Source organism: Achromobacter animicus (genome assembly GCF_040775605.1).
In the GTDB taxonomy this organism is placed as follows: Bacteria; Pseudomonadota; Gammaproteobacteria; order Burkholderiales; family Burkholderiaceae_B; genus Achromobacter; species Achromobacter animicus.
In genome coordinates this window covers 4,760,396-4,787,042 of sequence record NZ_JAYGJK010000001.1, presented here as the reverse complement: position 1 = coordinate 4,787,042, position 26,647 = coordinate 4,760,396, and the positions used below count along the sequence as shown (strand labels likewise).

General features: G+C 67.1%; 23 protein-coding genes and 1 pseudogene. 12 read left to right on the top strand and 12 right to left on the bottom strand.

Going from position 1 to position 26,647, the window contains the following annotated elements; genetic code table 11:
• Positions 1–130: 130 nt before the first annotated feature.
• Genes ybeY through miaB form a run of 3 tightly spaced genes read right to left on the bottom strand, consistent with a single transcriptional unit; the run spans position 131 to position 3,058 of the window.
• On the bottom strand, positions 131–604 hold the full coding sequence (gene ybeY, locus AB3147_RS21915; protein WP_175124530.1) for an rRNA maturation RNase YbeY: 474 nt from the start codon (positions 602–604) through the stop codon (positions 131–133).
• The gene (locus AB3147_RS21910; protein WP_175138175.1) at positions 594–1,619 is read right to left on the bottom strand and encodes a PhoH family protein; all 1,026 of its coding nucleotides are present in this window, start codon (positions 1,617–1,619) and stop codon (positions 594–596) included. Before AB3147_RS21910 ends, ybeY begins: the two co-directional genes overlap by 11 nt.
• Entirely contained in the window at positions 1,616–3,058 is a 1,443-nt protein-coding gene (miaB, locus tag AB3147_RS21905) for a tRNA (N6-isopentenyl adenosine(37)-C2)-methylthiotransferase MiaB (protein WP_218343111.1), read from the bottom strand. Before miaB ends, AB3147_RS21910 begins: the two co-directional genes overlap by 4 nt.
• A 169-nt stretch (positions 3,059–3,227) precedes the next feature.
• Between miaB and AB3147_RS21900 the strand changes: the two genes are divergently transcribed.
• Positions 3,228–3,995: a phosphatase PAP2 family protein gene (locus AB3147_RS21900; RefSeq protein ID WP_367352949.1), complete on the top strand. Its 768-nt coding sequence runs from the start codon at positions 3,228–3,230 to the stop codon at positions 3,993–3,995.
• A 192-nt stretch (positions 3,996–4,187) separates the two neighbouring features.
• Here the strand turns inward: AB3147_RS21900 and AB3147_RS21895 are convergent, their stop codons facing one another.
• The 6 genes from AB3147_RS21895 to queA form a co-directional block, all read right to left on the bottom strand.
• Positions 4,188–4,865 carry a VOC family protein gene (locus AB3147_RS21895; protein ID WP_367353567.1) on the bottom strand — a complete coding sequence of 226 codons (678 nt, stop codon included), beginning with the start codon at positions 4,863–4,865 and terminating at the stop codon, positions 4,188–4,190.
• Positions 4,866–4,997: 132 nt separating this feature from the next.
• Positions 4,998–5,933 carry a protein translocase subunit SecF gene (gene secF, locus AB3147_RS21890; RefSeq protein WP_175124534.1) on the bottom strand — a complete coding sequence of 312 codons (936 nt, stop codon included), beginning with the start codon at positions 5,931–5,933 and terminating at the stop codon, positions 4,998–5,000.
• 54 nt (positions 5,934–5,987) lie between these two features.
• Positions 5,988–7,868, bottom strand: coding sequence for a protein translocase subunit SecD (gene secD / locus AB3147_RS21885; protein WP_367352948.1), 1,881 nt, complete (start codon positions 7,866–7,868; stop codon positions 5,988–5,990).
• Between the two features lie 111 nt (positions 7,869–7,979).
• The gene (gene yajC, locus AB3147_RS21880; RefSeq protein WP_042794815.1) at positions 7,980–8,324 is read right to left on the bottom strand and encodes a preprotein translocase subunit YajC; all 345 of its coding nucleotides are present in this window, start codon (positions 8,322–8,324) and stop codon (positions 7,980–7,982) included.
• 232 nt (positions 8,325–8,556) lie between these two features.
• Positions 8,557–9,693 (bottom strand): tRNA guanosine(34) transglycosylase Tgt, encoded by a 1,137-nt coding sequence (gene tgt, locus AB3147_RS21875; protein WP_367352947.1) that lies wholly within the window; start codon positions 9,691–9,693, stop codon positions 8,557–8,559.
• On the bottom strand, positions 9,690–10,748 hold the full coding sequence (gene queA, locus AB3147_RS21870; RefSeq protein ID WP_367352946.1) for a tRNA preQ1(34) S-adenosylmethionine ribosyltransferase-isomerase QueA: 1,059 nt from the start codon (positions 10,746–10,748) through the stop codon (positions 9,690–9,692). Before queA ends, tgt begins: the two co-directional genes overlap by 4 nt.
• 229 nt (positions 10,749–10,977) lie before the next feature.
• Here queA and dacB point away from each other — a divergent pair, with 229 nt between their 5' ends.
• Positions 10,978–12,426: a D-alanyl-D-alanine carboxypeptidase/D-alanyl-D-alanine endopeptidase gene (gene dacB / locus AB3147_RS21865; protein ID WP_367352945.1), complete on the top strand. Its 1,449-nt coding sequence runs from the start codon at positions 10,978–10,980 to the stop codon at positions 12,424–12,426.
• A gap of 212 nt (positions 12,427–12,638) precedes the next feature.
• On the top strand, positions 12,639–13,274 hold the full coding sequence (upp, locus tag AB3147_RS21860; protein WP_175124539.1) for a uracil phosphoribosyltransferase: 636 nt from the start codon (positions 12,639–12,641) through the stop codon (positions 13,272–13,274).
• Between the two features lie 105 nt (positions 13,275–13,379).
• Here the strand turns inward: upp and cysG are convergent, their stop codons facing one another.
• On the bottom strand, positions 13,380–14,789 hold the full coding sequence (cysG, locus tag AB3147_RS21855) for a siroheme synthase CysG (protein ID WP_367352944.1): 1,410 nt from the start codon (positions 14,787–14,789) through the stop codon (positions 13,380–13,382).
• A gap of 115 nt (positions 14,790–14,904) precedes the next feature.
• On the bottom strand, positions 14,905–15,486 hold the full coding sequence (locus tag AB3147_RS21850; protein ID WP_175124541.1) for an ANTAR domain-containing response regulator: 582 nt from the start codon (positions 15,484–15,486) through the stop codon (positions 14,905–14,907).
• A gap of 418 nt (positions 15,487–15,904) precedes the next feature.
• On the opposite strand from AB3147_RS21850, the gene AB3147_RS21845 reads away from it, so the two are divergent.
• The 9 genes and pseudogenes from AB3147_RS21845 (at position 15,905) to AB3147_RS21805 (ending at position 24,979) form a co-directional block, all read left to right on the top strand.
• On the top strand, positions 15,905–17,203 hold the full coding sequence (locus tag AB3147_RS21845; protein WP_175138181.1) for a CmpA/NrtA family ABC transporter substrate-binding protein: 1,299 nt from the start codon (positions 15,905–15,907) through the stop codon (positions 17,201–17,203).
• Between the two features lie 25 nt (positions 17,204–17,228).
• Positions 17,229–18,059, top strand: a complete 831-nt coding sequence (ntrB, locus tag AB3147_RS21840) for a nitrate ABC transporter permease (RefSeq protein WP_367352943.1) — start codon at positions 17,229–17,231, stop codon at positions 18,057–18,059.
• A 4-nt stretch (positions 18,060–18,063) separates the two neighbouring features.
• Positions 18,064–18,942 carry an ABC transporter ATP-binding protein gene (locus AB3147_RS21835; protein WP_367352942.1) on the top strand — a complete coding sequence of 293 codons (879 nt, stop codon included), beginning with the start codon at positions 18,064–18,066 and terminating at the stop codon, positions 18,940–18,942.
• Between the two features lie 10 nt (positions 18,943–18,952).
• Positions 18,953–20,155 (top strand): annotated as a pseudogene (locus AB3147_RS21830) (NAD(P)/FAD-dependent oxidoreductase); the annotation flags it as partial.
• An 18-nt stretch (positions 20,156–20,173) separates the two neighbouring features.
• Positions 20,174–22,894: a nitrate reductase gene (locus AB3147_RS21825; protein WP_367352941.1), complete on the top strand. Its 2,721-nt coding sequence runs from the start codon at positions 20,174–20,176 to the stop codon at positions 22,892–22,894.
• Positions 22,895–23,000: 106 nt separating this feature from the next.
• Positions 23,001–23,726 carry a hypothetical protein gene (locus AB3147_RS21820; RefSeq protein ID WP_370633016.1) on the top strand — a complete coding sequence of 242 codons (726 nt, stop codon included), beginning with the start codon at positions 23,001–23,003 and terminating at the stop codon, positions 23,724–23,726.
• Between the two features lie 84 nt (positions 23,727–23,810).
• A complete protein-coding gene (locus AB3147_RS21815) occupies positions 23,811–24,128 on the top strand; it encodes a DUF883 family protein (protein WP_105240220.1) in 318 nt (105 codons plus the stop codon).
• 68 nt (positions 24,129–24,196) lie between these two features.
• Positions 24,197–24,613 carry a phage holin family protein gene (locus AB3147_RS21810; protein ID WP_175124547.1) on the top strand — a complete coding sequence of 139 codons (417 nt, stop codon included), beginning with the start codon at positions 24,197–24,199 and terminating at the stop codon, positions 24,611–24,613.
• 3 nt (positions 24,614–24,616) lie between these two features.
• Positions 24,617–24,979 carry a hypothetical protein gene (locus tag AB3147_RS21805; RefSeq protein ID WP_175124548.1) on the top strand — a complete coding sequence of 121 codons (363 nt, stop codon included), beginning with the start codon at positions 24,617–24,619 and terminating at the stop codon, positions 24,977–24,979.
• 117 nt (positions 24,980–25,096) lie between these two features.
• Here the strand turns inward: AB3147_RS21805 and ubiD are convergent, their stop codons facing one another.
• Positions 25,097–26,641, bottom strand: coding sequence for a 4-hydroxy-3-polyprenylbenzoate decarboxylase (gene ubiD, locus AB3147_RS21800; protein WP_175124549.1), 1,545 nt, complete (start codon positions 26,639–26,641; stop codon positions 25,097–25,099).
• Positions 26,642–26,647: the final 6 nt, after the last annotated feature.

Sequence of the window (26,647 nt, the reverse complement as noted above, 5' to 3'; positions counted from 1 at the left end):
TACTGGCCCATCGTTTGTAACGCCGGCCCGGAAAATGGCTGCAATGGACGCGATCTGCGCCTTGCTGCACGCCATTTGCCGGCATTTTCTCAGGGTTGTCCCGAGGCTACCGGCACGCGGGCGGCGGCGGTCAGTCGGCCACGTACGGATCGGCAATGCCCATCTGCGCAAGCGTCGCGGTTTCCAGGGCTTCCATGCGCTTGGCTTCGCGCGCCTTGATGTGGTCGTAGCCCAGCGAATGCAGCACGCCGTGGATGGTGAGGTGCGCGGCGTGGTCCAGCAGCGTCTTGCGCTGCTCGCGGGCCTCGCGCACCAGCACGGGCACGCACATGACGATGTCGCCGCGCGCCACGCCCACGGGATCCACGCCGTACTCGAAGGTCAGCACGTTGGTGGCGTAGTCGCGGCCGCGGAAGTCGCGGTTCAGGCGGCGGCCCTCGGCCGCGCCGACCAGCCGCAGGCTCAGTTCAGCGGCCGAAAACTCGACCAGACCGTCTTCAAAGGCGGCGCCCAGCGCGCGCTCTGCCCAGCGGCGCAGGCGCCAGCGGGGCAGGCGGGCCTCTTCGACGCCGTACTGCACGGACAGGGACAGCTCAGGCTTCATCTTCGGCGGCGCGGTCGTAAGCGTCGACAATGCGGGCGACCAGGGGGTGGCGCACGACATCGCGGCTGGTGAACTTGGTGGTGGCGATGCCCTGGACGTCATGCAGCACCTTGACCGCATGCGCCAGCCCGCTTTCCTGGCCGCGCGGCAGGTCGACCTGCGACGGGTCGCCGGTGATGACCGCCTTGCTGCCGAAGCCGATCCGCGTCAGGAACATCTTCATCTGCTCGGGCGTCGTGTTCTGCGCCTCGTCGAGGATGACAAAGGCGTGGTTCAGCGTGCGGCCGCGCATGTAGGCCAGCGGGGCGATCTCGATGGTCTGCTTCTCGAACAGGCGCTGGACCTTTTCGAAGCCCATCAGGTCGTACAGCGCGTCATACAGCGGGCGCAGGTACGGGTCGACCTTTTGCGCCAGGTCGCCGGGCAGAAAGCCCAGGCGTTCGCCGGCTTCGACGGCGGGGCGGGTCAGCACCAGGCGCTGCACCGTGTCGCGTTCCATGGCGTCGATGGCGCAGGCCACGGCCAGCCAGGTCTTGCCCGTGCCGGCAGGGCCGACGCCGAACGTGATGTCGTGCTTGAGGATGTTGTTCAGGTAGTCGCGCTGGCGCGGCGTGCGCGGGCGCAGGTCGCTACGCTTGGTGCGCAGCGCGATGCCGTCGCTTTCATCGTCCAGGGCGGGCAGGGCGTCCAGTTCCCGGGCCTGCTCTTCCTTGAGCTTGTCTTCCTGGCGGCCCACCCCGATCTCGACCAATCCAAGCTGGATGTCATCGATGGACAGGGCGCGGTGCACGGCCTGTTCGTGGAAGCGGCGCAGGATGCGGCCCGCCAGTTCGGCCCGCTCGCCTTCGATGGTGACGCGGCTGCCGCGGCGCGACAGCTTGACGGTCATGCCGTCGGCCAGTTGCCGCAGGTTTTCGTCCAGGGGGCCGCAGAGATTGGCCAGGTGGGTGTTGTCGCCGTCCAGGTTGACGATGACGGGCATGCTGCGACGCGCGCGGGGGCGGGGTGTGGTCATTCAGCCTCTTGCGAAGTGCGGTCAACGTCGGCCACGCGGGCACGCAGCGAATTCGTGTGCGCCTCGGTGATGACGACGTCGACCATTTGTCCGATGAGCCGCGCGGGCGCGGGGAAATTGACGATGCGGTTGTTCTCGGTGCGGCCCATGAGTTCGTTCGGGTCGCGGCGCGAGGGGCCTTCGACCAGCAGGCGCTGACGCGTGCCCACCATGTTGCGGGCAATCGTTGCCGCCTGGTCGTTGATGAGCGCCTGCAGGCGCTGCAGACGGCGCAGCTTCACGTCCTGCGGGGTGTCGTCGGTGAGGTCCGCGGCGGGCGTGCCCGGGCGGCGCGAGTACACGAACGAGAACGAGGTGTCGAAGCCGACGTCCTCGATCAGCTTGAGCGTCTTTTCGAAGTCTTCCTCGGTCTCGCCGGGAAAGCCCACGATGAAGTCCGAGGACAGCGTCAGATTCGGGCGGGCGGCGCGCAGGCGGCGCACGACCGACTTGAATTCCAGGGTGGTGTAGCCGCGCTTCATGCCGGCCAGCACGCGGTCGCTGCCGGCTTGCACGGGCAGGTGCAGGAACGACACCAGCTTGGGCAGGCGGGCGTAGGCGTCCACCATGCGCTGGGTCATTTCCTTGGGGTGCGAGGTCGTGTAGCGGATGCGCTCGATGCCGGGGATTTCATGCACGTATTCCAGCAGCATCGCAAAGTCGGCGATCTCGTCGGAGTCCGTCATGCGGCCGCGGTAGGCGTTCACGTTCTGGCCCAGCAGCGTCACTTCCTTGACGCCCTGGTCCGCCAGGTCGGCCACTTCGATCAGGACGTCATCGAATGGGCGCGAGACCTCTTCGCCGCGTGTATAGGGCACGACGCAGAAGCTGCAGTATTTGCTACAGCCTTCCATGATCGAGACAAATGCCGTGGCCCCTTCGACGCGCGGCGGCGGCATGTTGTCGAACTTTTCGATCTCGGGAAAGCTGATGTCGACCTGCGAACGGCCTTCGTCGCGGCGGCGCTTGATGAGGTCCGGCAGGCGGTGCAGGGTCTGCGGTCCGAACACCACGTCGACATACGGCGCGCGTTTGACGATGGCCTCGCCTTCCTGGCTGGCGACACAGCCGCCCACGCCGATGACGAGGTTCGGATTGGTCTTCTTCAGGTGCTGCACGCGGCCCAGATCCGAAAACACCTTTTCCTGCGCCTTTTCGCGCACGGAACAGGTGTTGAACAGGATGACGTCCGCCTCTTCCGGGTTGTCGGTCAGTTCGAGCCCGCCCTGGTCCTCGCGCAGCACGTCGGCCATCTTGTCCGAGTCGTACTCGTTCATCTGGCAGCCGAAGGTGCGGATGTACAGCTTGCGGGGGGAGCCGGCGCCGGGAGTGGCCGAAGGCAGGGCGGCGGAGACGCCGTCGCGGGGATTGCCCGCGCGCTTGAGAGAGGTTTCTTGCATGATGGTCGCCGTGACGGGTGTAGATCCCGGGGGCTGGAAAGGGGGAAAGGGCGGATTTTAACCCTTGCCCAAGAATTGTTTCTTGGACGCGCGCGCGTTGGCCGTTACGATAGCGGTCCGCGCGCCCGCAGGCGCCGGTAAAATCCCTTTTTTCTCCCGAGCGGCACCGATGAATTCCAATCGCCTTACGCCTCCGGCAGCCGCTCCGTCCCTCGCTGGCGGGACCGGTTCCGCAGTCCAGGACGAATACCGTAATCCGTACCCCGCGTCCGTGTGGGCGCTGCTGGCGGGCGCGCTGGCGCTAGCCGCCGCGGCGTGCGCGCTGTGGGTCGACCTGCCGCTGGCCATCTGGATCCAGAAATCGGTGTCGGAAGGCGTCGACCAATCCTTTGAGTGGGTGGGCGAGCTGGGCGAAAGCGGCCATTACATCGTCATGGCGCTGGCGTTCTACGTGGCCGGCCTGGTGGGCCTGGCGCGCGGATGGCGCAATCCGCTGCGTGTCAGCTATGCCGCCATGGCGCGCGGCAGCTTGCTGATGCTGTCGACCATGGCGGTCGGCGGGCTGGTGGTGCTGGTGCTCAAACGCACCGTGGCCCGGGCGCGGCCCGAGTTGTTCTTCGAGCAAGGCATCTACGGGCTGGGCGAATCGTTTTCTCGCGCTCAGCTGTTCAATTCCTTTCCGTCCAGCCACACCTACGCGGCCTTCTCCGTGGCGGTGGTGTTGGGCATTCTGGCGCCGCGTTGGCGCTGGGTGTTCCTGCTGCTGGCGGCGCTGGTGGCGATCAGCCGGCTGGTGAACCTGGATCACTACCTGTCGGACGTGATGACGGCTGCCGGCATCGCCGTGCTGGTCGGGCACTATCTGGCCCCCCGCGTGCTGTGCAGCAAGTATCAATGGCCGCTGCGCGCGCCGTGGCGCTGGTGGAAGAAGGGCTAAGCCAGCACCTGGACGCCAGAGAAGACCGCGGGAGGCAGATCACCCCGCGGTTTTTTTTGTCCCCTGAATGGCGTCGTCGCGAGGCATGGCGTGCAGGGACGGATACTCCATGGCGGCAGGCTATGGATGCAACCAAGGCGTCCGGCTTCGGATGCACCCAACGCGCGTCAGGTCACGGCTACACCGCAGGCGTCACGTCAGCAGCTTGATTCCGGACGGCGTTTCGATCTGCGCGCGCAGGCGGGGCGGGCCATCGGCCTGCTCGACGTCGATCAGGCTATCCGCACCCATCCAGGCGAGCCCCTGGCGCAGCAGCGAGGCGCGGGGGTGGCAGCCGGTCAGACGCAGCAGCCGCAGCGGCTGGCGCGGCAGCGTCGCACCCGGCGTGTTTTCCACGTCCCATTGGATCAGCGTCGGAAGCAGGCCTTCGCCGGCCTGGTAACCGGCTTCGCGCCACGCCGGCAGGCTGCCGTCATCCGGCACGGTCAGGCGCCAGCGCAGGTCGCCGCGTGTCATGGCGATGGCGGGCGGCAGCCGGTCGGGGTGTTCGGCCTGCATGCGCGTCAGGTCCAGCGGCGCCTCCACGCGCGCGGCCCAATGGGCCAGGAATGGCCCTTGTTCGATGCGTGCGCGCACGTCGCCCTGGTCCAGCCCAAACCAGCGGGGGCGATCAGGCGCCGGCGCGTCGGGATCGATGGCAATGACTTCCAGGTACACGCCGTCCGCCATGCCCAGCACCCGGTTATGGGTGCCCATGCGCGGATGCGCCCCGCCGCCCTGCGGCGCGATGCCGAGCAGGCCGGCAACATATTCGGTGCCGCTGGCGAGGTCCGCGGCGGCGATGACGATGTGGTCGATGGAGAGTTTCATGAGGGGCATGGTAACGAATCCGTGGATTGCCGTGCCCGAATACTTTCAAGGGATCCGCTCAGAGGCACTGCCCGAACGTCAAAAGAAAAACCCGTCGCAAGCGACGGGTTTTGCATGTCAGCAGGCCGGCAATCAGGCGACTTCGCCTTCCTCGCCTTCCTTCTTGACCGGCTTGACCAGGTCTTCGCGCTTGACGCCCATCCACATGGCCAGCGCGGCGGCGACGAACACCGACGAGTAGATGCCGAACCAGATGCCGATGGTCAGGGCCATGGCGAAGTAGTGCAGGGTGGGGCCGCCGAAGAACAGCATGGCCAGCACCATCATCTGGGTCGAACCGTGGGTGATGATGGTCCGCGAGATGGTCTGGGTGATGGCGCTGTTGATGACTTCGTGCACGTCCGCCTTGCGGTACTTGCGGAAGTTTTCACGGATCCGGTCCATGATGACCACGGATTCGTTCACGGAGTAACCCAGCACGGCCAGCACGCCGGCCAGCACCGCCAGCGAGAACTCCCACTGGAAGAACGCAAAGAAGCCCAGGATGATGACCACGTCGTGCAGGTTGGCGATGACGCCGGCGACCGCGAACTTCCATTCGAAGCGGAAGCCGAGATAGATCATGATGCCGATCACGACGACCAGCAGGGCCATCAGGCCGTTGTGCAGCAGTTCTTGCCCGACCTGCGGGCCCACGAACTCGACGCGACGCAGTTCGACGCCCGAGTCGGCGGCCTTCAGTGCGGCCATGACGGTTTCGCTCTGCGTGGCGGACGTCTGGCCTTCCTGCAGGGGCAGGCGGATCATGACGTCGTGCGAGGTGCCGAAGTTCTGGACCTGGAAGTCGGTGTAGCCCAGTTTGGACACCACGCCGCGCACGTTTTCAAGCTGCGCCGTCTGGGCGTAGTTGACTTCCATGACTGTGCCGCCGGTGAACTCGATCGACAGGTGAAAGCCGCGCGTGACTATGAAGAAGACCGCCAGCAGGAAGGTGACGAGACTGATGATGTTCAGCACCAGCGCATGGCGCATGAACGGGATGGTGCGGTGAATCCGGAAAAATTCCATTTTTCGCCTTCGGTTCTTTTCTGTGGCGGACGGCCCGGGCCGTCCGCCCTATTTTCAGTTTGCCTTCGGCTTCCAGACTTCGCCGATGGAGATCGAGGTGAGCTTCTTCTTGCGGCCGTAGTACAGGTTGGCCAGCGCGCGCACGCCCACGACAGACGAGAACATCGAGGTCAGGATGCCCAGGCAGTGAACCACCGCGAAGCCCCGGATCGGGCCCGAACCGAACGCCAGCAGCGCCAGGCCCACGATCAGCGTGGTGAGGTTCGAGTCAAGAATGGTGCCCCACGCGCGTTCGAAGCCGTGATGGATGGCCTGCTGGGGTGTGGCCCCCGCGCGCAGCTCTTCCCGTATGCGCTCGTTGATCAGCACGTTCGAGTCAATGGCCATGCCCAGCGTCAGTGCGATAGCCGCGATACCGGGCAGCGTCAGCGTTGCCTGCAGCATGGACAGCAAGGCCAGCAGCAGCAGCACGTTGAAGGTCAGGCCGATCGTGGAGAACACGCCGAACAGGTGGTAGTAGATGATGATGAACGCGGCGATGGCCAGGAACCCGTACAGCGTCGAGTAGAAGCCCTTCGAGATGTTGTCGGCGCCCAGGCTCGGGCCGATGGTGCGTTCCTCGATGATGGACATCGGCGCGGCCAGCGCGCCGGCGCGCAGCAGCAGGGCGGTGTCGGCGGCTTCCTCGGAGGTCATGCTGCCCGAGATCTGCACCTGGCCGCCCGCGATTTCGCCGCGGATGACAGGCGCGGTGACCACTTCGCCCTTGCCGTTTTCGAACAGCAGGATGGCCATGCGCTTGTTGATGTTGTCGCGGGTGACGTCGCGGAAGATGCGGGCGCCCTTGGAATCCAGCGTCAGGTGGACGGCGGCCTGCTGGGTCTGCGAATCGCGGCCGGGCTGGGCGTCCTGCAGGTTTTCGCCGGTCAGGATGACCTGGCGGCGGACCAGGATGGGACGGCCGTCGCGGTCGTTGTAGCGCTCGAGACCGAACGGGACGCTGCCGCCCAGCAGCGCGGCCTGCGCGGCGGGGGAGTCGTCGACCATACGGATTTCGAGGGTGGCGGTGCGGCCCAGCAGTTCCTTGGCCTTGGCCACGTCCTGCACGCCAGGCAGTTGCACCACGATGCGGTCCGAACCCTGTTGCTGGATGACCGGTTCGGCCACGCCCAGTTCGTTGATGCGGTTGTGCAGCGTGTTGATGTTCTGCTTGAGCGCGGAATCCTGCACGCGGGTGACGGCGGCCGGGTTCAGGGAGGCCAGCAGCAATTGCTTGCCGCCTTCTTCGCGTTCGGTGAACTCCAGGTCCGGCAGGCGCGAGCGCAGCGTCGAGATGGCGCGGTCGCGGTCGTCGGTGTTGGCGAAGGTGGCGGCGATGCTCTGGCCGGAGCGTTCAACGCCGGCCACAGGAATCTTCTGGTCGCGCAGCACCGAGCGCACGTCGGCGGACAACGAGTCGTAGCGGGCGGTCAGGGCGCCCTGCATGTCGACCTGCAGCAGGAAGTGCACGCCGCCGCGCAGGTCCAGACCCAGGTACATGGGCTTGGGCGCGAACCAGCCCAGCGCGCGCATCCAGGGCGGCGAGGCCGGCAGCAGGTTCAGCGCCACGGTGTATTGCGGGTCGCCGGGAACGGTATTGAGCGATTTTTCGATCAGGTCGCGGGCCTGCAGCTGCACGTCGGTCGACGGGAAGCGGGCGCGCACGGTGCCGAGCGTGCCGTTCAATTCGAAATAGGCGCCTTCGTTGGGGATCTTGGCGTCGGCCAGGATCTGTTCCACGCGGGCCAGCACGGCGGTGTCGACCTTGACCGTGGCTTTGGCGCTGGACACCTGTACGGCGGGGGATTCGCCGTAGAAATTGGGAAGCGTGTACAGCAGGCCAATGAGGACCGCGACCAGGACCGTAATGTACTTCCAGAGGGGATAGCGGTTCATTGCCGGCTACTTCATTTAAAGAGATGAAAGGGCCGCCCGAGCGGGTGAGCGCGGCGGGCGGCGGTAGGCGCCTTCAAGGACAAGAGCCCCGTTGGGGCTCTTCTGGGACGCTTACAGGGCCTTGATGGTTCCCTTGGGCAGAACGGTCGAGACCGACGACTTCTGCATGATGACTTCGACGGGCTTGTCGGCCAGTTCGGAGACTTCGACGGTGACGTAGCTGTCGTTGACCTTGGTGACCTTGCCGAGCAGGCCGCCGGCGGTGACGACTTCGTCACCCTTGGCCAGGGCCGCGATCAGGTTGCGGTGTTCCTTCTGGCGCTTCATCTGCGGACGGATCATCAGGAAATAGAGGATCACGAACATCAGGATGATGGGCAGCATGCCCATCAGCGCATTGCCTTCGGGGGCGGCGGCCTGGGCCACGACGAGGCTGGCGGTATCGATAACGGACATTGAATTCTCCTGCGTTTGAGTCTGTTTGGGTTTATCGCTATGTTTTTAATGCGCCCATCCCCGCGCGAGCCATGGATAGGGCAAGCCGACTATTGTATAGAGGTTATCGCCCGCCTTTAACCAGGATGTCATCCCGGGCGTCAAGGCGGCTTCCGCTTGCCACGGCGGCCTGCCCGGACAAATGGGGGCGAAACCTGCCGGTAAAAGCCCCTGGCGGGGCTTTTTTAACCGGCTACTCGATGCCGCGGGCGCGGTCCGCGGCGAACTGGGCGCGCCAGGCGTCAAAGCGGCCTTCCGCAATGGCCTCGCGCATTTCTTGCATGATAGTCAGATAGAAGTGCAGGTTGTGAAGCGTGTTCAGGCGCGCGCCGGTGATTTCGTTGGCGCGCTGCAGGTGGTGCAGGTAAGCGCGCGAGAAATTGCCGCAGGTGTGGCAGCTGCAGCTCGGGTCCAGCGGGCGGGTGTCGTCGCGGTACTTGGCGTTGCGGATCTTCACGTCGCCAAAGCGCGTGAACAGCCAGCCGTTGCGGGCGTTGCGGGTGGGCATGACGCAGTCGAACATGTCGACGCCGCGCCTCACGCCCTCGACCAGGTCTTCGGGGGTGCCCACGCCCATCAGGTAGCGCGGAGCCTGGACGGGCAGCTTGGGCGTCACGTGCGCCAGGATGCGCATCATGTCTTCCTTGGGCTCGCCCACCGACAGCCCGCCGATCGCGTAGCCATGAAAGCCGATGTCCTGCAGTCCGGCCAGGGACTCGTCGCGCAGCGACTCGTACATGCCGCCCTGCACGATGCCAAAAAGTGCGTTGGGGTTGCCCAGGCGATCGAATTCGTCGCGGGAGCGGCGCGCCCAGCGCAGCGACATGCGCATGGAGCGCGCGGCTTCTTCCACCGTGGCGGGGCGGCCGTCGATTTCATAGGGCGTGCACTCGTCGAACACCATGACGATGTCGGAATTGAGCGAGCGCTGGATGCGCATCGATTCCTCGGGCGTGAGGAACAGGCGCGCGCCGTCGATGGGCGAGGCGAATTTCACGCCTTCCTCGGTGATCTTGCGCATGCCCTGCAGGCTGAACACCTGGAAGCCGCCGGAGTCGGTCAGGATGGGCTTGTCCCACTGCATGAAGCCGTGCAGGCCGCCATGCTTTTCCATGATTTCGGTGCCGGGGCGCAGCCACAGGTGGAAGGTGTTGCCCAGCACGATCTGCGAGCCGACTTCCTTGAGCTCGTGCGGCATCATCGCCTTGACGCTGCCGTAGGTGCCCACCGGCATGAAGATGGGGGTCTCGACCACGCCGTGGTTCAGCGTGATGCGGCCGCGGCGGGCGCCGCCGTCGGTGGCGAGCAGTTCGAAGTTGAGTCCGGTCATGAGGCAGGGGTTTCGATGAACATGGCGTCGCCGTAGCTGAAGAAGCGGTAGCGCGCGGCGACGGCGTGGGCGTAGGCGCGGCGGATGGGCTCGACGCCGGCCAGCGCCGACACCAGCATCAGCAGGGTCGACTGGGGCAGATGGAAGTTGGTGACCAGCGCGTCCACCACCCGGTACTCATAACCGGGGGTGATGAACAGGCGCGTGTCGCCCTGGGCGGGGGCCAGCGGGACGCCGGGGGCGGTGCGGCCCTCGGTCTGCGCGGCGGCCGATTCCAGCGCGCGCACGCTGGTGGTGCCGACAGCGATCACGCGTCCGCCCTTGGCCCGGGCCGCGGCGATCGCGTCCACGGTGGCCTGGGGAACGGTGAACCATTCGGCGTGCATGATGTGGTCGGCCAGGTTGTCCACGCGCACGGGCTGGAAGGTGCCGGCGCCCACGTGCAGGGTGACGAAGGCGCGGGCCACGCCCAGGCCCTCCAGGCGCTCCAGCGTGGGCTGGTCGAAATGCAGGCCGGCCGTGGGGGCGGCGACGGCGCCGGGTTCGCGCGCGTAGACGGTCTGGTAGCGGTCGTCGTCGCCCGCGTCCGCGGCGTGCGTGATGTACGGCGGCAGCGGCGTCGCGCCGTGGGCGTCCAGCAGGTCGAGCACGGGGCCGGGGAAGCGGATGTCGAAGAGTTCGCCTTCGCGGCCCAGCACCGTGGCCTCGAATGCGTCGGCCAGGCGCAGCACCATGCCCGCGCCGGGCGACTTGCTGGCACGCACGTGCGCCAGGACGCGGTCGGGTTCGGTAATGCGTTCGACCAGCACCTCGATCTTGCCGCCGGTGATCTTGTGGCCCGGCAGACGCGCCTTGATGACGCGGGTGTCGTTGAACACCAGCAGATCGTTGGGCCGCACGAGGGAGGTCAGGTCGGCGAACTGGCGGTCATGCAGCTGGCTGGCGGCGTCCAGGTGCAGCAGGCGGCTGCCCGTGCGCTCGGCGGCCGGCGTCTGCGCAATGAGCTCGGGCGGCAGTTCGTAGTCGAAATCGGAAACGGTGAAGGACTGGGTCACGCGGGTATCTGGAGCAATGGGATCGGCCCTGCAAATGTCGAGCCATGCCGGTTGGGCGGGCTTGGGGCAACCGCATATTGTAAAGGGGACGGTTAATAGGGGCGGATCGGCGTCCCGCGCAGATAAATACGCCGCCAAAAGGCCCCGGGGGCCGTCCCGCGCCGCCCGTAACCGTTCCAGGTTTTGTATGCTCTCGATTTTGCTGGACGAGCAACCAGGTGGGCGAGGCATGACGGGACAAGTGATCAGGCGGGTGGGCGGACTGAAGCAGTGGCTGGCCGGCGGTGTCCTGGCCTTGGCCGCGTGCGCTGCCTTTGCGCAGGTTCCCGGGTTGCCGCCCGACGTGGTGAAGGCCTGGAAAGCCAGCAAGCTGCCAGACAGTTCGCTGTCGCTGGTGGTGCAGGAGGTGGGCGGCCCGCGGCTGGTGGCGCTGAACGCCAAGGAGGGCCGCAATCCCGCGTCCGTGATGAAACTGGTCACGACCTGGGCGGCGCTGTCCGAACTGGGGCCCAATTACGTCTGGCGCACCGAATTCATGACGGCGCCCGGCTCGCGCCCCGACGCCAAGGGCGTGCTGACCGGTCCGCTGTACCTGCGCGCCGGGGGCGATCCGCAATTCCTCATGCAGGATCTGTGGACACTGCTGCGCGAGCTGCGGCTGCGCGGCGTCAAGCAGATCAACGACCTGGTGATCGACCGCAGCATCTTCGGCCAGGTGTCGATCGACCCCGGCGCGTTCGATGGCGCGCCCGACCGGGCCTACAACGCCAGTCCTGACGCGCTGATGGTGGGCTTTGGCGCGCTGCGGCTCCTGTTCACGCCGGACCCGGTCGCCAATAAGTGGGTGCCGCTGATCGACCCGCCGCTCCCCGGCCTGAAGATCGAAGGCCAGGTGGAGTGGAGCGACGTCCGCTGCCCGGGTCCGCCGGTGGTCACGACCGATCCCGTCATTACCCAGCAGGGCGTGACCATCCGCGTCAACGGCAAGGTGGCGGGTTCGTGCGGGGAGTTCAGCCTGTATCGCCTGGCGCTGTCCCAGCCCGAGTACGCCACCGAGGTCTTCCGCATGCTCTGGAAGGAGCTGGGCGGCACGTTCAAGGGCCAGGTCCGGTCGGGCATGGTGCCGGCGGACGCCGTGGTGCTGGCCTCGCATGATTCGCCCACGCTGGCCGAGGCCATCCGCCAGATCAACAAGCGCAGCAACAACGTCATGGCGCGCACCTTGCTGCTGACGCTGGGCGCCGAGCGCGGCCGCCGCCCGGCCACCGTGAGCAGCAGCGAAGAGGTTGCCAAGCAACTCCTGGCCAAGCAGGGGCTGGACATGCCGGAGCTGGTCATCGACAACGGCGCCGGCCTGTCGCGCGAGGCCCGTGTGTCGGCGGACAGCCTGGCGTCGATGCTGACGGTGGCCTGGAATTCGCCGGTGATGCCGGAATACATTTCGTCCTTCGCCATCGCCGGCGTGGACGGAACGGTGCGCCGCCGCCTGAAGGGCAACGGCACGCTCGGCATGGCGCATCTAAAGACCGGCTCGCTGCGCGACGTGCGTTCGATCGCCGGCTACGTGCTGGGGGCGAGCGGCAAGCGCTATGTCGTCGTCAGCATCGTCAACCACGAACAGGCTGGCGCGGTCCGAGCCTTCGACGACGCCTTGATCTCCTGGCTCGCCGAACAATGAATGTAGGCCCCCACGCCGCGCGCACGTTGTGCGCTAGCTGCCCCCCGAGGGGGCTGCCCCGCCTTGGGGCGGCCCGGCGGCGGGGCGGGCTTAAAACGTTTACGATCCTCCCGTATGGCCCGCCAACGGCTGGCGCAAACGCGCCGCGCCGTGCCCGGTCCGCCTGAGGCCAAAAGAATTCTGACCAACAAATACTCTGGAGAGTTACGCACATGCCCGTGCACGAAATCCGCCATCCGCTGATCCGCCACAAGCTCGGGATCATGCGGCGCGCCGACCTCAGTACCAAGAGCTTCCGTGAACTGTCGCAGGAAGTGGGCGCGCTGCTGACCTATGAAGCGTCCAAGGACCTGCCGCTGGCACCCGCCACGGTCGAGGGATGGTGTGGCCAGGTCGAGGTCGAGAAGATCGCCGGCAAGAAAGTCACCGTCGTGCCGATCCTGCGCGCCGGCATCGGCATGCTGGACGGCGTGCTGAGCCTGATTCCGGGCGCCAAGGTCAGCGTCGTGGGCGTGGCCCGCAACGAAGAGACGCTGGAAGCCCACACGTATCTGGAACGCCTCGTCGGCGAACTGGACCAGCGCCTGGCGCTGATCGTTGACCCCATGCTGGCGACGGGCGGCTCGATGGTCGCCGCCATCGACCTGCTCAAGCGCGCCGGCTGCAAGGAAATCCGCGCGCTGGTGCTGGTGGCCGCGCCGGTGGGCATTGACGCCGTGCTGGCCAAGCACCCGGACGTGCACATCTACACCGCGTCCATCGACGACGGCCTGAACGAGCACGGCTACATCATGCCGGGCCTGGGCGACGCGGGCGACCGCATCTTCGGCACGCAGCAAAAGGGCTGAAAGCAAAAGGGCTGAAGACGCGTTGCGGCCGGTTCGCTTCCCGGGATCGGCCGGAACTCGACCGCACAGCGGCCCAGGACCGCGCGCGGTCAGCAGGTCAGGTTTTCACGCCGTAACCGCCGGCTGTCCCAGGTGCTGGCCGAACCAATGCAACTGCGGCGCCAAGCCGGCGACCTCGCCCACGATCAGCAGGGCGGGGGACCGGACGGCATGTTCCCGTGCCAGTTCCGGCAGTTGCGCCAGCGGACCCGACACCACACGCTGTTCGGGCCGGCTGCCGTTTTCGATGAGCGCAAACGGCGTCTCGGGCGAACGGCCATGGCGCAAGAGGCGCTGGGTCAGCAATTCAAGCTGGCCCACACCCATATAGAACGCCAACGTCTGTTTTTCGCGTGCCAGCGCGGGCCAATCCAGGTTGTCTTCATCTTCGCGGCAATGCGCGGTGATCAGGCGCACGGATTGCGCGTGCTCACGGTGCGTCAGCGGAATGCCGGCATAGGCGGCACAGGCCAGCGCCGCCGTGATGCCCGGCACGACTTCGTAGCGCACGCCATGCGCGCGCAGAAATTCCAGTTCCTCGCCGCCGCGGCCAAAAATGAATGCATCGCCACCCTTTAGCCGCACCACGCGGCGGCCGGCGTGCGCGTGTTCGACCAGCAGCGCATGGATGCGCGCCTGCGTCGCGTGATGGTTTTCGCCGGGCAGCTTGCCCACCGACACGCGTTCGGCGTCGCGCCGGGCAAGCGACATGACCTCGTCGCTGACCAGGCGGTCGTAGAGGATGACGTCGGCCTCGTTCAGGGCGCGCAGGGCCTTGAGCGTCAGAAGACCGGGGTCGCCGGGGCCAGCGCCCACCAGCACCACGCTGCCCTCGGCGGGCGCGATGGGCGAGGCCAGCGCATCGGCCAGCGCGGCCTCGGCCTGCGCCGGTTGTTGCTGGCGCAGGAATCCCGCGACCGGGCCATCCAGCAACCAGTCGTAGAAGCGGCGGCGCGCGCCCAGGTCAGGATGGCTGGCGCGGATGCGTTTGCGGTAGGTGGCCGCCAGGCCGGCAAGCTGGCCCAGCGTGTGATCGAACAGCGATTCGATGCGCTCGCGGATGCGGCGGGCCAGCACGGGGGCCACGCCCGACGACGAAATGGCGACGATGACCGGCGACCGGTCGACGATGGACGGCACCTGGAAGGAGGACAGTTCGGGGTCGTCCACGACGTTGGTGAATATGCGGCGCGCTTTCGCAGCCTCTGAGACCGCGGCGTTGACCGCGCGATCGTCGGTGGCGGCCACGACCAGCCACACGTCCTGCAGCCAGGCGGGGTCGAACGGCCCCGGCAGATGGCGGATACGGCCCTCGGCCGCAAGGGCCGCCAGGGCCGGCGTCAGTTCGGGCGCGCCCACGACCACATTAGCACAGGCCTCCAGCAGCGCGAGCGTCTTGCGTTCGGCGATGGCGCCCCCGCCAACAACGAGTACCAGCCGGTCTGTCAGATCGGCAAAAATCGGGAAAAGCTTCATGAATGCCAGCCTCGGGCGTACCCGGCTCAATGTGGGTCGATGATAGGGACGGGTTCTCATCCCCACAACTTTTGATTTCTTTATTTCATATAGCCATAACTTATTTGGCAGCGTGTCAGGCGCTGCCCAGCCATTGGCTCATTTCGACGACTTCGCGGGCGACTTCGCCCAGCCGTTTCTGGCTTTGCATGGCGCGTTCGCGCAGCAGCCGATGCGCGTCCTCCTCGGAAACGGCGCGCGTCTTCATCAGGATACCCTTGGCCTTCTCCACCCACTGCCGGTCCGCCAGGCGGAGCTGGGCCTCGCGCAATTCCTCGCGGCGGGTCTTCTCCACGGCAAAGCGCTCGATCGCCACGGTCAGCAGCGGTTCGATGCGCGCGGCCGGCACATCGCCGACCACATAGGCGGCCACGCCCGCCCGTAGCGCCGTCCGGATGGTCTCGCGGTTGTCGTTGTCGGTGAACATCACGACTGGCCGGTCGCTGTACGAACTGGCGACGCAGATGTTCTCCAGCGTGTCGCGGCCGGGGGCATCGCTGTCGATCAGTACGACGTCGGCGGCGGACTGCGCGATGCTGGCGGCCAGGTCCGCGCCCGGGGCCACCTCGGCGACGACGTGCACGCCCGCCGCGGCAAGCGTTTGCCGCAGCGACGCCGCGCGTCCTTCGCCATCGTTGAGCAGCATGACCTTCAGCATGAAACACCCCCTGTCTGCTTGCTGATGCAAGTTCCATGCCATGGTTGCCGCACGCGGCGGCGGGTGCCTGAGCACGGTGGCGGGGCGCGCGCCGCACAGCGATGGTGCGCTGCGGCATCGCACTGCGCACCAATATGGCTCCGCCCCTGATTCGCGGCAGCACGGCGCTGACGCCGCGGAATCGCCGCAGCGCCAGCGCCCGCGCGGCCTGCAGGGCGGTTGGCATCTTTCCGCGAAAAACTGGCACAGCGATTGCTTAAGTGAAAACGGGGCGGCCAACGGCGGTCGCCCGACGCAACACGCCGCGACACGCGGCCAGGGACAACGACGTTCCGCTGTGCCATCGGATCCAGATCCGTGGCGCGCGGGACGTTTTTTTTTGCCGCCATTTTTTCCGTCACCCCGCAAGGAACCCTCCATGACGCCCATGACCCGCAGTCCCTCGACCGTCACCGCGCCCGCCGACGCGACCGCCAACGCCAGCCGCCGCAAATGGCTGGGCGGCACGGCGCGCGCGGTAGCCGGCGCCGGCCTGCTTTCGCTGGTCGATCCGCTGGTGCGCGCCGGCGCATGGGCCGCCGGGACAGACGCCCCGGAAAAGACCGAGGTCAAGATCGGCTTCATTCCGCTGACCGACTGCGCCTCGGTGGTGATGGCGTCGGTGCTGGGCATCGACAAGAAGTACGGGGTCAAGATCACGCCGTCGAAGGAAGCATCTTGGGCCGCCGTGCGCGACAAGCTCATGAACGGCGAATTGGACATGGCGCACGTGCTGTACGGCCTGGTCTACGGCGTGCACATGGGCATCGGCGGGCCGAAGAAGGACATGGCCGTGCTGATGAGCCTGAACCAGAACGGTCAGGCGATCACGCTATCGAACAAGCTGCTGGAAGCGGGCGCGCGCGACGGCGAATCGCTGGCCAAGCTGATGGCGGCCGACAAGCGCGAATACACCTTCGCGCAGACCTTCCCGACGGGCACGCACGCGATGTGGCTGTATTACTGGCTGGCCGCGCATGGCATCAACCCCATGAAGGACGCCAAGGTGATCACCGTGCCGCCGCCCCAGATGGTGGCGAACATGCGCGTAGGCAACATGGACGGCTACTGCGTGGGCGAGCCCTGGGGGGCGCGCGCCATCATGGACAAGATCGGCTTCACCACGGTGACGTCGCAGGGCATCTGGACCGACCACCCCGAAAAGGTCCTGGGCGCCAGCGCCGACTTCGTGAACCGCAATCCCAATACCGCGCGCGCGGTCACCGCCGCGATCCTGGAAGCCGGCAAGTGGATCGACGCGTCGCCTGAGAACCGCCGCAAGACGGCCGAGACCATCGCCGCCAAGTCCTACGTCAACACCGATGCGGGCGTCATCGTGGACCGCATGCTGGGGCAGTACGACGATGGCTTGGGCAAGAAGTGGTCGGACGCGCACGCCATGCGCTTCTATGCGGACGGCGCCGCCAATTTTCCGTACCTGAGCGACGGCATGTGGTTCCTGACGCAGCACAAGCGCTGGGGCCTGCTGAAAGAGCATCCCGATTACCAGGCGATCGCCACCCAGATCAATCGCGTCGACGTCTACAAGCAGGCCGCGCAGGCCGCGGGCGTTGCGCTGCCCGCCAGCGAAACGCGTACGTCCAAGCTGATCGACGGTGTGGTCTGGGACGGCAGCAATCCGGCGGCGTATGCCGACGGTTTCAAGGTCAAGGTCTGATGGCCACCACCAAAGGGGACTCGCAATGTCTACCGTAACGATGACAACCCGCGGCGACGCATTCGCCACGTTGTGGCGGGAACGCCTGGAATCCGCGCTGAAGGCGGTCGTGGGGCCGGTCGCCGGCTTTGCGCTCTTCGTGCTGGTCTGGCAGGTGGTGGCGATGCGCATACCGGAGATCCCGACGCCGGGCGTCACGTGGCATGCGGCCGTCGAGCTTTTCTCGGACCCGTTCTACGACAACGGCCCCAACGACAAGGGCATCGGCTGGAACCTGCTGGCTTCGCTGGAACGCGTGGCGATCGGCTTTGGCTTGGCGGCGCTGGTCGGCATCCCCGTGGGCTTTGCGATCGGCCGTTACGCCGCCGTGCGCGCCATGTTCTCGCCGATCGTCAGCCTGTTGCGGCCGGTGTCGCCGCTGGCGTGGCTGCCGCTGGGGTTGCTGCTGTTCAAGGCGGCCAACCCCGCCGCGATCTGGGCGATTTTCATCTGTTCGATCTGGCCGATGATCATCAACACCGCCGTGGGCGTGTCGCGTGTGCCGCAGGACTACCTGAACGTGGCGCGCGTGTTGAACCTGTCCGAATGGAAGGTGACGACCAAGGTGCTGCTGCCTGCCGTGCTGCCCTACATGCTGACGGGCGTGCGGTTGTCGATCGGCACCGCGTGGCTGGTGATCGTGGCCGCCGAGATGCTGACGGGCGGCACGGGCATCGGATTCTGGCTGTGGGACGAATGGAACAACCTGAAGGTCGAGCACATCGTCATCGCCATTTTCGTGATCGGCATCGTGGGGCTGCTGCTGGAAACCCTGCTGGTCGCGCTGGCCCGCCGTTTCACCTATACCGAGGAATAGCGCCATGAAGAAATTCGTACGCATCGAACGCGTGGGTCAGACCTTCGACACCCGCAAGGGCGCCTTCGTGGCGCTGCGCGATATCGACCTGACGGTCGAGCAGGGCGAGTTCATCACGTTGATCGGCCACTCCGGCTGCGGCAAGTCCACCTTGCTCAACCTGATCGCCGGGCTGACCCGGCCGACCAGCGGCGTGCTGCTGTGCGCCGAACGCGAGATCACCGGCCCGGGGCCCGACCGCGCGGTGGTGTTCCAGAACCATTCGTTGCTGCCGTGGCTGACGTGTTTCCAGAACGTGCACCTGGCGGTCGAGCGGGTGTTCGGCGCCACGGAAAAGCGCGCCCAGCTGGCCGAGCGCACGCGCGCCGCGCTGGATCTGGTGGGCTTGCTGCCCGCGCAGAACAAGCTGCCGCGCGAGATCTCCGGGGGCATGAAGCAGCGTGTGGGCATCGCGCGCGCGCTGGCGATCGAGCCGGGCGTGCTGCTGATGGACGAACCGTTTGGCGCACTGGACGCGCTGACCCGCGCGCATCTGCAGGACGAGTTGCTCAAGATCGTGGCCAAGACGCGCACGACCACGATCATGGTCACCCACGACGTGGACGAAGCGGTGCTGCTGTCGGACCGCATCGTGATGCTGACCAACGGGCCGGCCGCGACCATCGGGGAGATCCTGCCGGTGCCGCTGTCCCGCCCGCGCGACCGCGTGCGGCTGGCCAACGATCCGACGTATCTCGCGTGCCGCGCGGGCGTGGTGGACTTTCTGCATCGCCGGCACGGTAATCCCGAACGTTCGCAGGCCGCGGCGCCGTCGAATGCGGTCCTGTCGGTTGTGCCCGCGCCGTTGGAAGAAGCAGCGGCGGCGGCACGCGCCGCCGCGTAGGAGGTCTGTCATGCAAGCCAGGCAGAAGCTGGTCGTGGTCGGCAACGGGATGGCCGGCATTCGCACCGTGGAGGAGCTGCTCAAGCTCGCGCCGGACCTCTACGACATCACGGTGTTCGGCGCCGAGCCTCACACCAACTACAACCGCATCCTGCTGTCGCCCGTGCTGACCGGCGAGCGCACGCTGCAGGACATCGTGCTGAACGACGAGGACTGGTATGCACGCCACGGCATCCGGCTGCTGCGCGGCCGCACGGTGACGGATATCGATCGCGCGCGGCGCGTGGTGCAGGCCGACGACGGTTCTCGTACGCCTTACGACAGGCTGCTGCTGGCAACCGGGTCCACGCCTTTCATCCTGCCGGTGCCGGGTCATGATCTGGACGGCGTGGTGGCATTTCGCGACATCGGCGACGTCAATCACATGATCGACGCCGCCACGCGCTACCGCCACGCGGTGGTGATCGGCGGCGGATTGCTGGGCCTGGAGGCCGCCAACGGCCTGGCGGCGCGCGGCATGACCGTGTCGGTGGTGCACCTGGGCGCGGCGCTGCTGGACCGCCAACTGGACGGCGAGGCGGCCGCGCTGCTGCGCGAAAACCTGGAAGCGCGGGGGCTGACGTTTTTGCTCCAGCACCAGACCGAGTCGATCCTGCGCGGCACGGACGGGCGCGTGCGCGCGGTGCGCTTTGCCGACGGCACGGAAGTCCCCGCCGATCTGGTGGTGATGGCCGCCGGGGTGCGGCCCAACACCGAACTGGCCCAACGCTGCGGATTGCATGTGGATCGGGGGGTGGTGGTAAGCGACACCTTGCAGACGTTCGACCCGCGCATCTATGCGGTGGGGGAATGCGTCAGCCACCGTGGCACGGCCTACGGGCTGGTCGCGCCGCTGTTCGAGCAGGCCAAGGTCGCGGCCAATCATCTTGCGCTGCACGGCATCGGCCGTTACGAGGGCAGCGTCACGTCGACGAAACTCAAGGTGACCGGCATCGACCTTTTCTCCGCGGGCAACTTCGCGGGCGGCGCGCAGACCGAGACGATCACGCTGGCCGACATGCCGGGCGGCGTCTACAAGAAACTGGTTATTCGCGACGACCGCCTGGTCGGCGCCTGCCTGTACGGCGACACGGCGGACAGCGCCTGGTACATGCGGCTGATCCGCGAAGGCGTCGGCATCGGCGCGCTGCGCGACCGGCTCATGCTGGGCGAAGCGGGGGCGGAGTAGGACATGGACATGCCGATGGCGCGACGGATTGAAATCGTCAACGAAGCGGTGCGAGACGTGGCGTCGGTCTGCTGTTATTGCGGCACCGGCTGCGGGGTGCGCGTGCAGGTGCGCGATGGTGCGGTCGTTGGGGTGCGCGGCGACGAGTCGCATCCGGCCAATCGCGGCCGCTTGTGCAGCAAAGGTCTGGCGCTTGCCGACACCGTGCGGCGCGATGACGCGCGCGTGTTGTCGGCGCAATGGCGTTCGGCGCGCGATCAGCCCCTTGAGGATGTCGCGCTGGCGCAGGCGCTGGACATCGCCGCGGACCGGCTGGCCGACGCGATTACCCGGCACGGCCCGGATGCGGTGGGCTTTTATCTGTCCGGACAGTTGCTGACCGAAGACTATGCCGTCTTCAACAAGCTGGCGCGCGCGCTGGCGGGCACGAACAACATCGACACCAATTCGCGCCTGTGCATGTCAAGCGCGGTGTCGGGCTACAAGCGCACGCTGGGCGCGGACGCGCCGCCCGCCTGCTACGAAGACCTGGAACTGGCCGACACCGTGCTGATCGCCGGGTCCAACATGGCCTACGCGCACCCCGTGCTGTTTCGGCGGCTGGAAGCCACGCGGGCCAGCCGGCCGCACATGAAGGTGATCGTGGTCGACCCGCGGCGCACCGACACGGCCGCGTTTGCCGACCTGCATCTGCCGATCGCGCCAGGGTCCGACGTGGCGCTGTTCAACGCCATGCTGCATGTGATGCTGCGCGAGGGGCTGGTCGACGAGGACTACATCGCGCGCCATACCGAGGGCTTCGAGACGCTACGGGCGCGCGTGCAAACGGTGACACCCGAGGCGGCGCAGCGCCTCTGCGGCGTGCCGGCGCAGGACATCGTCCAGGCGGCGCGCTGGTTCGGCCAGGCGCCGGCGGCGCTGTCGCTGTACACGATGGGCTTGAACCAGTCGGTGGCGGGCACTGACAAGAATGCGGCGCTGATTCACCTACATCTGGCCAGCGGCCAGATCGGGCGTCCCGGCGCGGGGCCGTTTTCGCTGACGGGCCAGCCCAACGCCATGGGCGGGCGCGAAGCGGGCGGCATGGCGACCCTGCTGCCGGGCCATCGCGATCCCGCGTCGGCCACGGACCGCGCCGAGGTCGCGCGGCTGTGGGGGGTGAAGCGCCTGCCCGACGCGCCAGGCGCCACGGCGCTCGACATGTTCGACGCGGTGCTGGACGGGCGCATCAAGGTGTTGTGGATCGCGGCCACCAATCCCGCGCAGTCGCTGCCGGATCAGGCGCGCGTGCGGGCCGCGTTGGCCCGCGCGGAGTTCGTTATCGTGCAGGAGGCATTCGCCGGCACCGAGACGCTGGCCCATGCCGACCTGGTGCTGCCGGCGGCGACCTGGCCCGAGAAATCCGGCACGGTGACCAACTCCGAGCGGCGCATCAGCCGGGTCCGCGCCGCCATCGCGCCGCCCGGCGACGCGCAGCCCGACTGGCGATTGGCACAGGCAGTTGCGCAGCGGCTCGCGGCACGCATCGCGCCGGCCAAGGCGGCGCTGTTCGCCTATCGCGACGAAAGCGAGGTCTTTGCCGAGCACGCCCGCATGACCGCCGGCCGGGACCTGGACTACAGCACGGTGGATTACGCCGTGCTGGCGCAGCACGGACCGCAGCAATGGCCGTACCGGGCGGGGCAGGGCACCGCGCGCCTGTACGCCGACGGCGTGTTTCCCACCACCAGCGGCCGCGCCCGGTTCTGCGACGTCGCATGGCGGCCGACCGCCGAAACCGTTTCCGGCGACTTTCCGCTGCAACTGACGACGGGCCGGTTGCGCGATCACTGGCACACGATGGCGCGCACCTCGCTGGCTCGCGTGCTGACGCAGCATGTCGAGGAGCCATGGGTATCGCTGCATCCGGACGACATGCGCCGCCTGGATCTGGCGCCCGGGTCACTGGCCCGGCTGCAGTCGCGGCGCGGCGCGCTGGTGCTGCCGGTGCAGGCGGACGCGTCGCTGCTTCCCGGCCAGGCCTTCGTGCCGATGCACTGGGGTAGCGCGTTCATGGCCGGCTTGGGCGTGAACACGCTGACCAATCCGGCAGCCGATCCGATATCGCGCCAGCCCGAGCTCAAATTCAGCGCCGTGCGCGCCGAGCCGGCGGGCCTTGCGTGGCAGGCGGCGGCGTGGCGGCAGGGCGATGTGGCGGCGCTGCGGACCCGGCTGGCGCCCTGGCTGCGCCGCTTCGACTATGCCGTCGTCCTGCCGGTGGGCGCGGGCGGCGTCCGGTTGCGGCTCGCCAGCCGCGTCGCGCCGGAAGCCGACGTGCTGCACGAGTTGGCAGACACGCTGGACCTGCGGCGTCCCGATGTGGCGTATGACGATCCGGCGCGCGGCTATTTGCGCCGGGTCAGCGCCGGCCAAGGCACGCTGCATGCCTTCCTGCTGACGGGCGACCTGCGCGCGCAGGAGCCGCTGCTGGCGTGGGCTGCGGGGGGCGAGGCGCCCGCCAGCATCGCGGCGCTGCTGATGGGACGCGTTGCCGGCGCGGTGCGTTCGCGCACCCTCTGCGTCTGCAATGGCGTCAGCGAAGCGGCCATCCTGAAAGGCATCGAAGGCGGCTGCGATCTGGCGGGGCTGAAGGACACGCTGGGTTGCGGCACCGGCTGCGGTTCGTGCGTGCCGGAGATCCAGGCGCTGATGGCGCGCGCCCCCGCGGCGCCGGTGCTGGCGTGACGACACGTTCGGACATACGCCGGGCACGGCAACCGGTGTAGTATCAAGCCAGCTGTCCCCAAGGCGGGACGGCGCTTTCGGATTTCTGGAGTGGCTTGTGACGACGATGCGAAAAATGGCATCCCTGGTTTTTGCGGCCGGCGCGTTGGGCGCGGCCGCTACGGCGCAGGCCGGCGTGTGTGACGCGAAGTTCATGCACGACGGCGGCGCCGTCCAACTGACCGGCTCGGGCAATCTGGCGCTGGGCGCGGATCTGACCTTCGCCGAAGTTACAAAAAGCAATGGCGACAACTGCCGCGCGCGCGTGCAGGGCGTTGCCCGATTCAGCTACGCGGGCCTGCCGCCCGGCAAGTCCAAACTCGACTACCTGATGACCGTCAAGGGTGGCCAAGCCACCTTCCTGCGCTACGCCAGCGCCGGCGAAGCGCCCAAGCCTTCCGAAGGCCAGTTCGACCTGCGCATGCTGGGTCTCTTTGCCTACGACGGCAAGCTGGCGGCGGGCCAGAAGCTGCCCGGCTCATCGTTCCGCCTGAAGATCGGCAAGGAAGCGCCGGTGGGCGGTCAGCCCAGCACCACGGTGCGCATCGGTGAAAAATCGGTCGGTCAGAAGACCTCGATGGACACCGCGCTGGGCAAGCAGTCGTGCCACCCGATCACCTACACGCGCAATTCAGATCCCACGATGGCCACGTTTCAGGGGCTGACCATTCCCATTCCCGGCATGAACACGACGGTCACCGATTGGTATTGCCCGGCCGTGAATCTGGTGATGAAGCAGGACATCGATCAGGGCGGCGTGAAATCCGCCGTTGAGATTACGCAGATCAAGTAGCACCCGGTAGCAAGCGGGCGTTTCCGCCCGCATGGCCGCTGGTATCATCGTTTCCGTCATGGACACACAACAGGAGCTCAGAAAATGGCAACGAGAAAATCCGAAGACGTCGCAAAAGAAAAACTCATGGACAGTGTCAAGACCAGCCTGAACGACGCCGAAAGCCTGCTGCGCGAAGCCGCCAGCAGCACCGGCGACAAGGCCAACGAACTGCGCGACCGCGCCATGACCTCGCTGCGGCGCACGCGCGAGGCCCTGTACGAAGCGCAAGACGCCGTCCTCGAACGTGGCCGCAAGGCTGCCCGTGCGACGGATGACTACGTGCACGACAATCCCTGGCAAGCCATCGGGGTCGCAGGCGTGACCGGCCTGCTGCTCGGCTTGCTGATCAGCCGCCGCTGACAGGGCAGGACGTCCGGGCGGCAGGCACGGCTTCATGCCGTTGCCTGCCGCCCGGCGTTCATTCAGCCATGGGTCTAAGAAAAACTGTTTTCGGTGTTGCCTCCAGCCTGGTCGGGCTGATGCGCACGCGGCTGGAGCTGCTGGCTCTGGAAGCCGCGGACGAAAAGGCGCGCCTGCTCAAGCTGCTGGGCCTCGCGTTTGCGGCCCTGCTATTTCTGACGCTGGCGGTGCTGGTGGCCACCATCACCATCGCCGTGGCGTTCTGGCCCACGGAAGACCGCTATCTGGCCCTCGGGCTGCTGGCGGCGTTCTATGGGGTGGCCGGCGTGGTGCTGTTGCTGGTGGTGCGCCACGGACTCGTGTATGGACAGACGCCGTTTTCGGCCACGCTCGAAGAGCTGGGCCGGGATGCGGAACTGCTGGACCGGGTGCGCGACATGCATGCCGACGACGAGACGCCGGTGCGCCGGCGCGAGGAGTTCTAAGCCATGTCGAAAAGATCTCCGACCGTCGACCGCGCCGTGCGCATCGAATTGCTGCGCGCCCGCGCCGCCATCGAGCGCGAGTCGCTGGCACAGAACATCGTGTCGGCCGGGCGCAGGCTCGAGCCCAGCGCGCTCATCCGCGGCATGCTGCCGGGCCTGGCATCTGGCGGCGCGTCCCGCTGGGCGTTGCAGGCCATCACGATGGCGCGGCGTTATCCCATCATCAGTTCGTCGCTGTCCGCCATGTTCATGCGTGGCGGCAAGCGCGGCAAGCTGTTGAAGCTGGCCGGCGGCGCCTTCGTGGGCTGGCAGCTCTTGAAGGCCTGGCGCGGTGCGCGCCAGGACGACGACCGGGAACGCGACTGACGCCAACCGCCAGATAAAAACCCCGCCGCTCAACCGGCCCCGCACCGCCAGACTTTCGTCCAGCAATGCGGGCCCGGCCAGGCGGCGGGGTTTTTTTACGCGCAGGCAGTGGCGCGTCTACAGTCCCAACTGCCCCCACATATCGTCCACGCGCTTCTTGACATCCGCGTCCATCGTGATGGGGGTGCCCCATTCACGATTCGTCTCGCCCGGCCACTTGTTGGTGGCGTCCAGGCCCATCTTGCCGCCCAGGCCGGACACCGGCGACGCGAAGTCCAGATAGTCGATCGGCGTGTTCTCCACCAGCAACGTGTCGCGCACCGGATCCATGCGGGTGGTCATCGCCCAGACCACTTCCTTCCAGTCGCGCGGATTGATGTCCTCGTCCACGACCACGATGAACTTGGTGTACATGAACTGGCGCAGGATGCTCCACAGCCCGAACATGACGCGCTTGGCGTGGCCCGCGTACTGCTTGCGGATCGACACCACGGCCAGCCGGTAGCTGCAGCCTTCGGGCGGCAGGTAGAAATCCACGATTTCCGGAAGCTGGCGGCGCAGCAGCGGCACGAAGACTTCGTTCAGCGCCACGCCCAGCACGGCGGGCTCGTCGGGCGGCTTGCCGGTGTAGGTGGAGTGATAGATGGGGTTGCGGCGCATCGTGATGCGCTCGACGGTGAAGACCGGGAACCAGTCCTGCTCGTTGTAGTAGCCGGTGTGGTCGCCGTACGGACCTTCCAGCGCCATTTCGTAGCCGGTGTCGGGCGGCGGATTGACGCCTTCGGGCACCACGGGCTTGATGGCACGCGGGTCCGAGGACGGCAGCAGATGGCCTTCCAGCACGATTTCGGCCCACGCGGGCACGGACAGGTTGCTGCCCAGCGCCTGCGCGACTTCGGTGCGCGAGCCGCGCAGCAGCCCCGCGAACTGGTATTCGGACAGGCTGTCCGGCACCGGCGTCACGGCGCCCAGCGTGGTGGCCGGGTCGGCGCCCAGCGCCACCGCAATCGGGAAGGGCGTGCCGGGGTTGGCGATCGCGTGGTCGCGGAAATCCAGCGCGCCGCCGCGGTGCGACAGCCATCGCATGATGAGCTTGTTCGGGCCCAGCAACTGCTGGCGGTAGATGCCCAGGTTCTGGCGCTTGGCGTTGGGACCGCGGGTAATGACCAGGCCCCACGTCAGCAGCGGCGCCACGTCGCCCGGCCAGCAGGTCTGGATGGGCAGCCGGTTCAGGTCCACGTCCTTGCCTTCCCAGACGATTTCCTGGCAGGCGGGGCTTTTGACGTTTTTGGGACTCATGTCCCACAGCGCCGATTTCAGCATCGACACCTTGGCCAGCGCATCGCGCAGGCCCTTGGGCGCCTCGGGCTCGCGCAGCGAGGCCAGCAGTTCGCCGATGTCGCGCAGCGCGCTGACGTTGTCGGCGCCCATGCCGCGCGCCACGCGGGCAGGCGTGCCGAACAGATTGGCCAGCACCGGCATCTGCGCGGGCTGGCCGTTGTGGCGGGCGTTTTCGAACAGCAGGGCGGGGCCTTCGGCCCGCAGCACGCGGTCGGAAATCTCCGTCATTTCAAGCTGCGTCGACACCGGCGCAGCAATGCGTTTGAGTTCGCCCATTCGTTCAAGTTGGGCGATGAAGTCTCTAAGGTCGCGGTATTTCACTACAGA

Bases quoted from the DNA above. Each gene is read 5' to 3' on its own strand.
- AB3147_RS21910 (WP_175138175.1), bottom strand. From the start codon at position 1,619: ATGACCACACCCCGCCCCCGCGCGCGTCGCAGCATGCCCGTCATCGTC.
- AB3147_RS21900 (WP_367352949.1), top strand. From the start codon at position 3,228: ATGAATTCCAATCGCCTTACGCCTCCGGCAGCCGCTCCGTCCCTCGCT.
- AB3147_RS21835 (WP_367352942.1), top strand. From the start codon at position 18,064: ATGAAGAAATTCGTACGCATCGAACGCGTGGGTCAGACCTTCGACACC.
- miaB (WP_218343111.1), bottom strand. From the start codon at position 3,058: ATGCAAGAAACCTCTCTCAAGCGCGCGGGCAATCCCCGCGACGGCGTC.
- ntrB (WP_367352943.1), top strand. From the start codon at position 17,229: ATGTCTACCGTAACGATGACAACCCGCGGCGACGCATTCGCCACGTTG.
- dacB (WP_367352945.1), top strand. From the start codon at position 10,978: ATGACGGGACAAGTGATCAGGCGGGTGGGCGGACTGAAGCAGTGGCTG.
- AB3147_RS21845 (WP_175138181.1), top strand. From the start codon at position 15,905: ATGACGCCCATGACCCGCAGTCCCTCGACCGTCACCGCGCCCGCCGAC.
- AB3147_RS21850 (WP_175124541.1), bottom strand. From the start codon at position 15,486: ATGCTGAAGGTCATGCTGCTCAACGATGGCGAAGGACGCGCGGCGTCG.
- AB3147_RS21810 (WP_175124547.1), top strand. From the start codon at position 24,197: ATGGGTCTAAGAAAAACTGTTTTCGGTGTTGCCTCCAGCCTGGTCGGG.
- yajC (WP_042794815.1), bottom strand. From the start codon at position 8,324: ATGTCCGTTATCGATACCGCCAGCCTCGTCGTGGCCCAGGCCGCCGCC.
- secF (WP_175124534.1), bottom strand. From the start codon at position 5,933: ATGGAATTTTTCCGGATTCACCGCACCATCCCGTTCATGCGCCATGCG.
- tgt (WP_367352947.1), bottom strand. From the start codon at position 9,693: ATGACCGGACTCAACTTCGAACTGCTCGCCACCGACGGCGGCGCCCGC.
- AB3147_RS21815 (WP_105240220.1), top strand. From the start codon at position 23,811: ATGGCAACGAGAAAATCCGAAGACGTCGCAAAAGAAAAACTCATGGAC.
- AB3147_RS21895 (WP_367353567.1), bottom strand. From the start codon at position 4,865: ATGAAACTCTCCATCGACCACATCGTCATCGCCGCCGCGGACCTCGCC.
- AB3147_RS21805 (WP_175124548.1), top strand. From the start codon at position 24,617: ATGTCGAAAAGATCTCCGACCGTCGACCGCGCCGTGCGCATCGAATTG.
- ybeY (WP_175124530.1), bottom strand. From the start codon at position 604: ATGAAGCCTGAGCTGTCCCTGTCCGTGCAGTACGGCGTCGAAGAGGCC.
- AB3147_RS21825 (WP_367352941.1), top strand. From the start codon at position 20,174: ATGGACATGCCGATGGCGCGACGGATTGAAATCGTCAACGAAGCGGTG.
- upp (WP_175124539.1), top strand. From the start codon at position 12,639: ATGCCCGTGCACGAAATCCGCCATCCGCTGATCCGCCACAAGCTCGGG.
- AB3147_RS21820 (WP_370633016.1), top strand. From the start codon at position 23,001: ATGCGAAAAATGGCATCCCTGGTTTTTGCGGCCGGCGCGTTGGGCGCG.
- secD (WP_367352948.1), bottom strand. From the start codon at position 7,868: ATGAACCGCTATCCCCTCTGGAAGTACATTACGGTCCTGGTCGCGGTC.
- cysG (WP_367352944.1), bottom strand. From the start codon at position 14,789: ATGAAGCTTTTCCCGATTTTTGCCGATCTGACAGACCGGCTGGTACTC.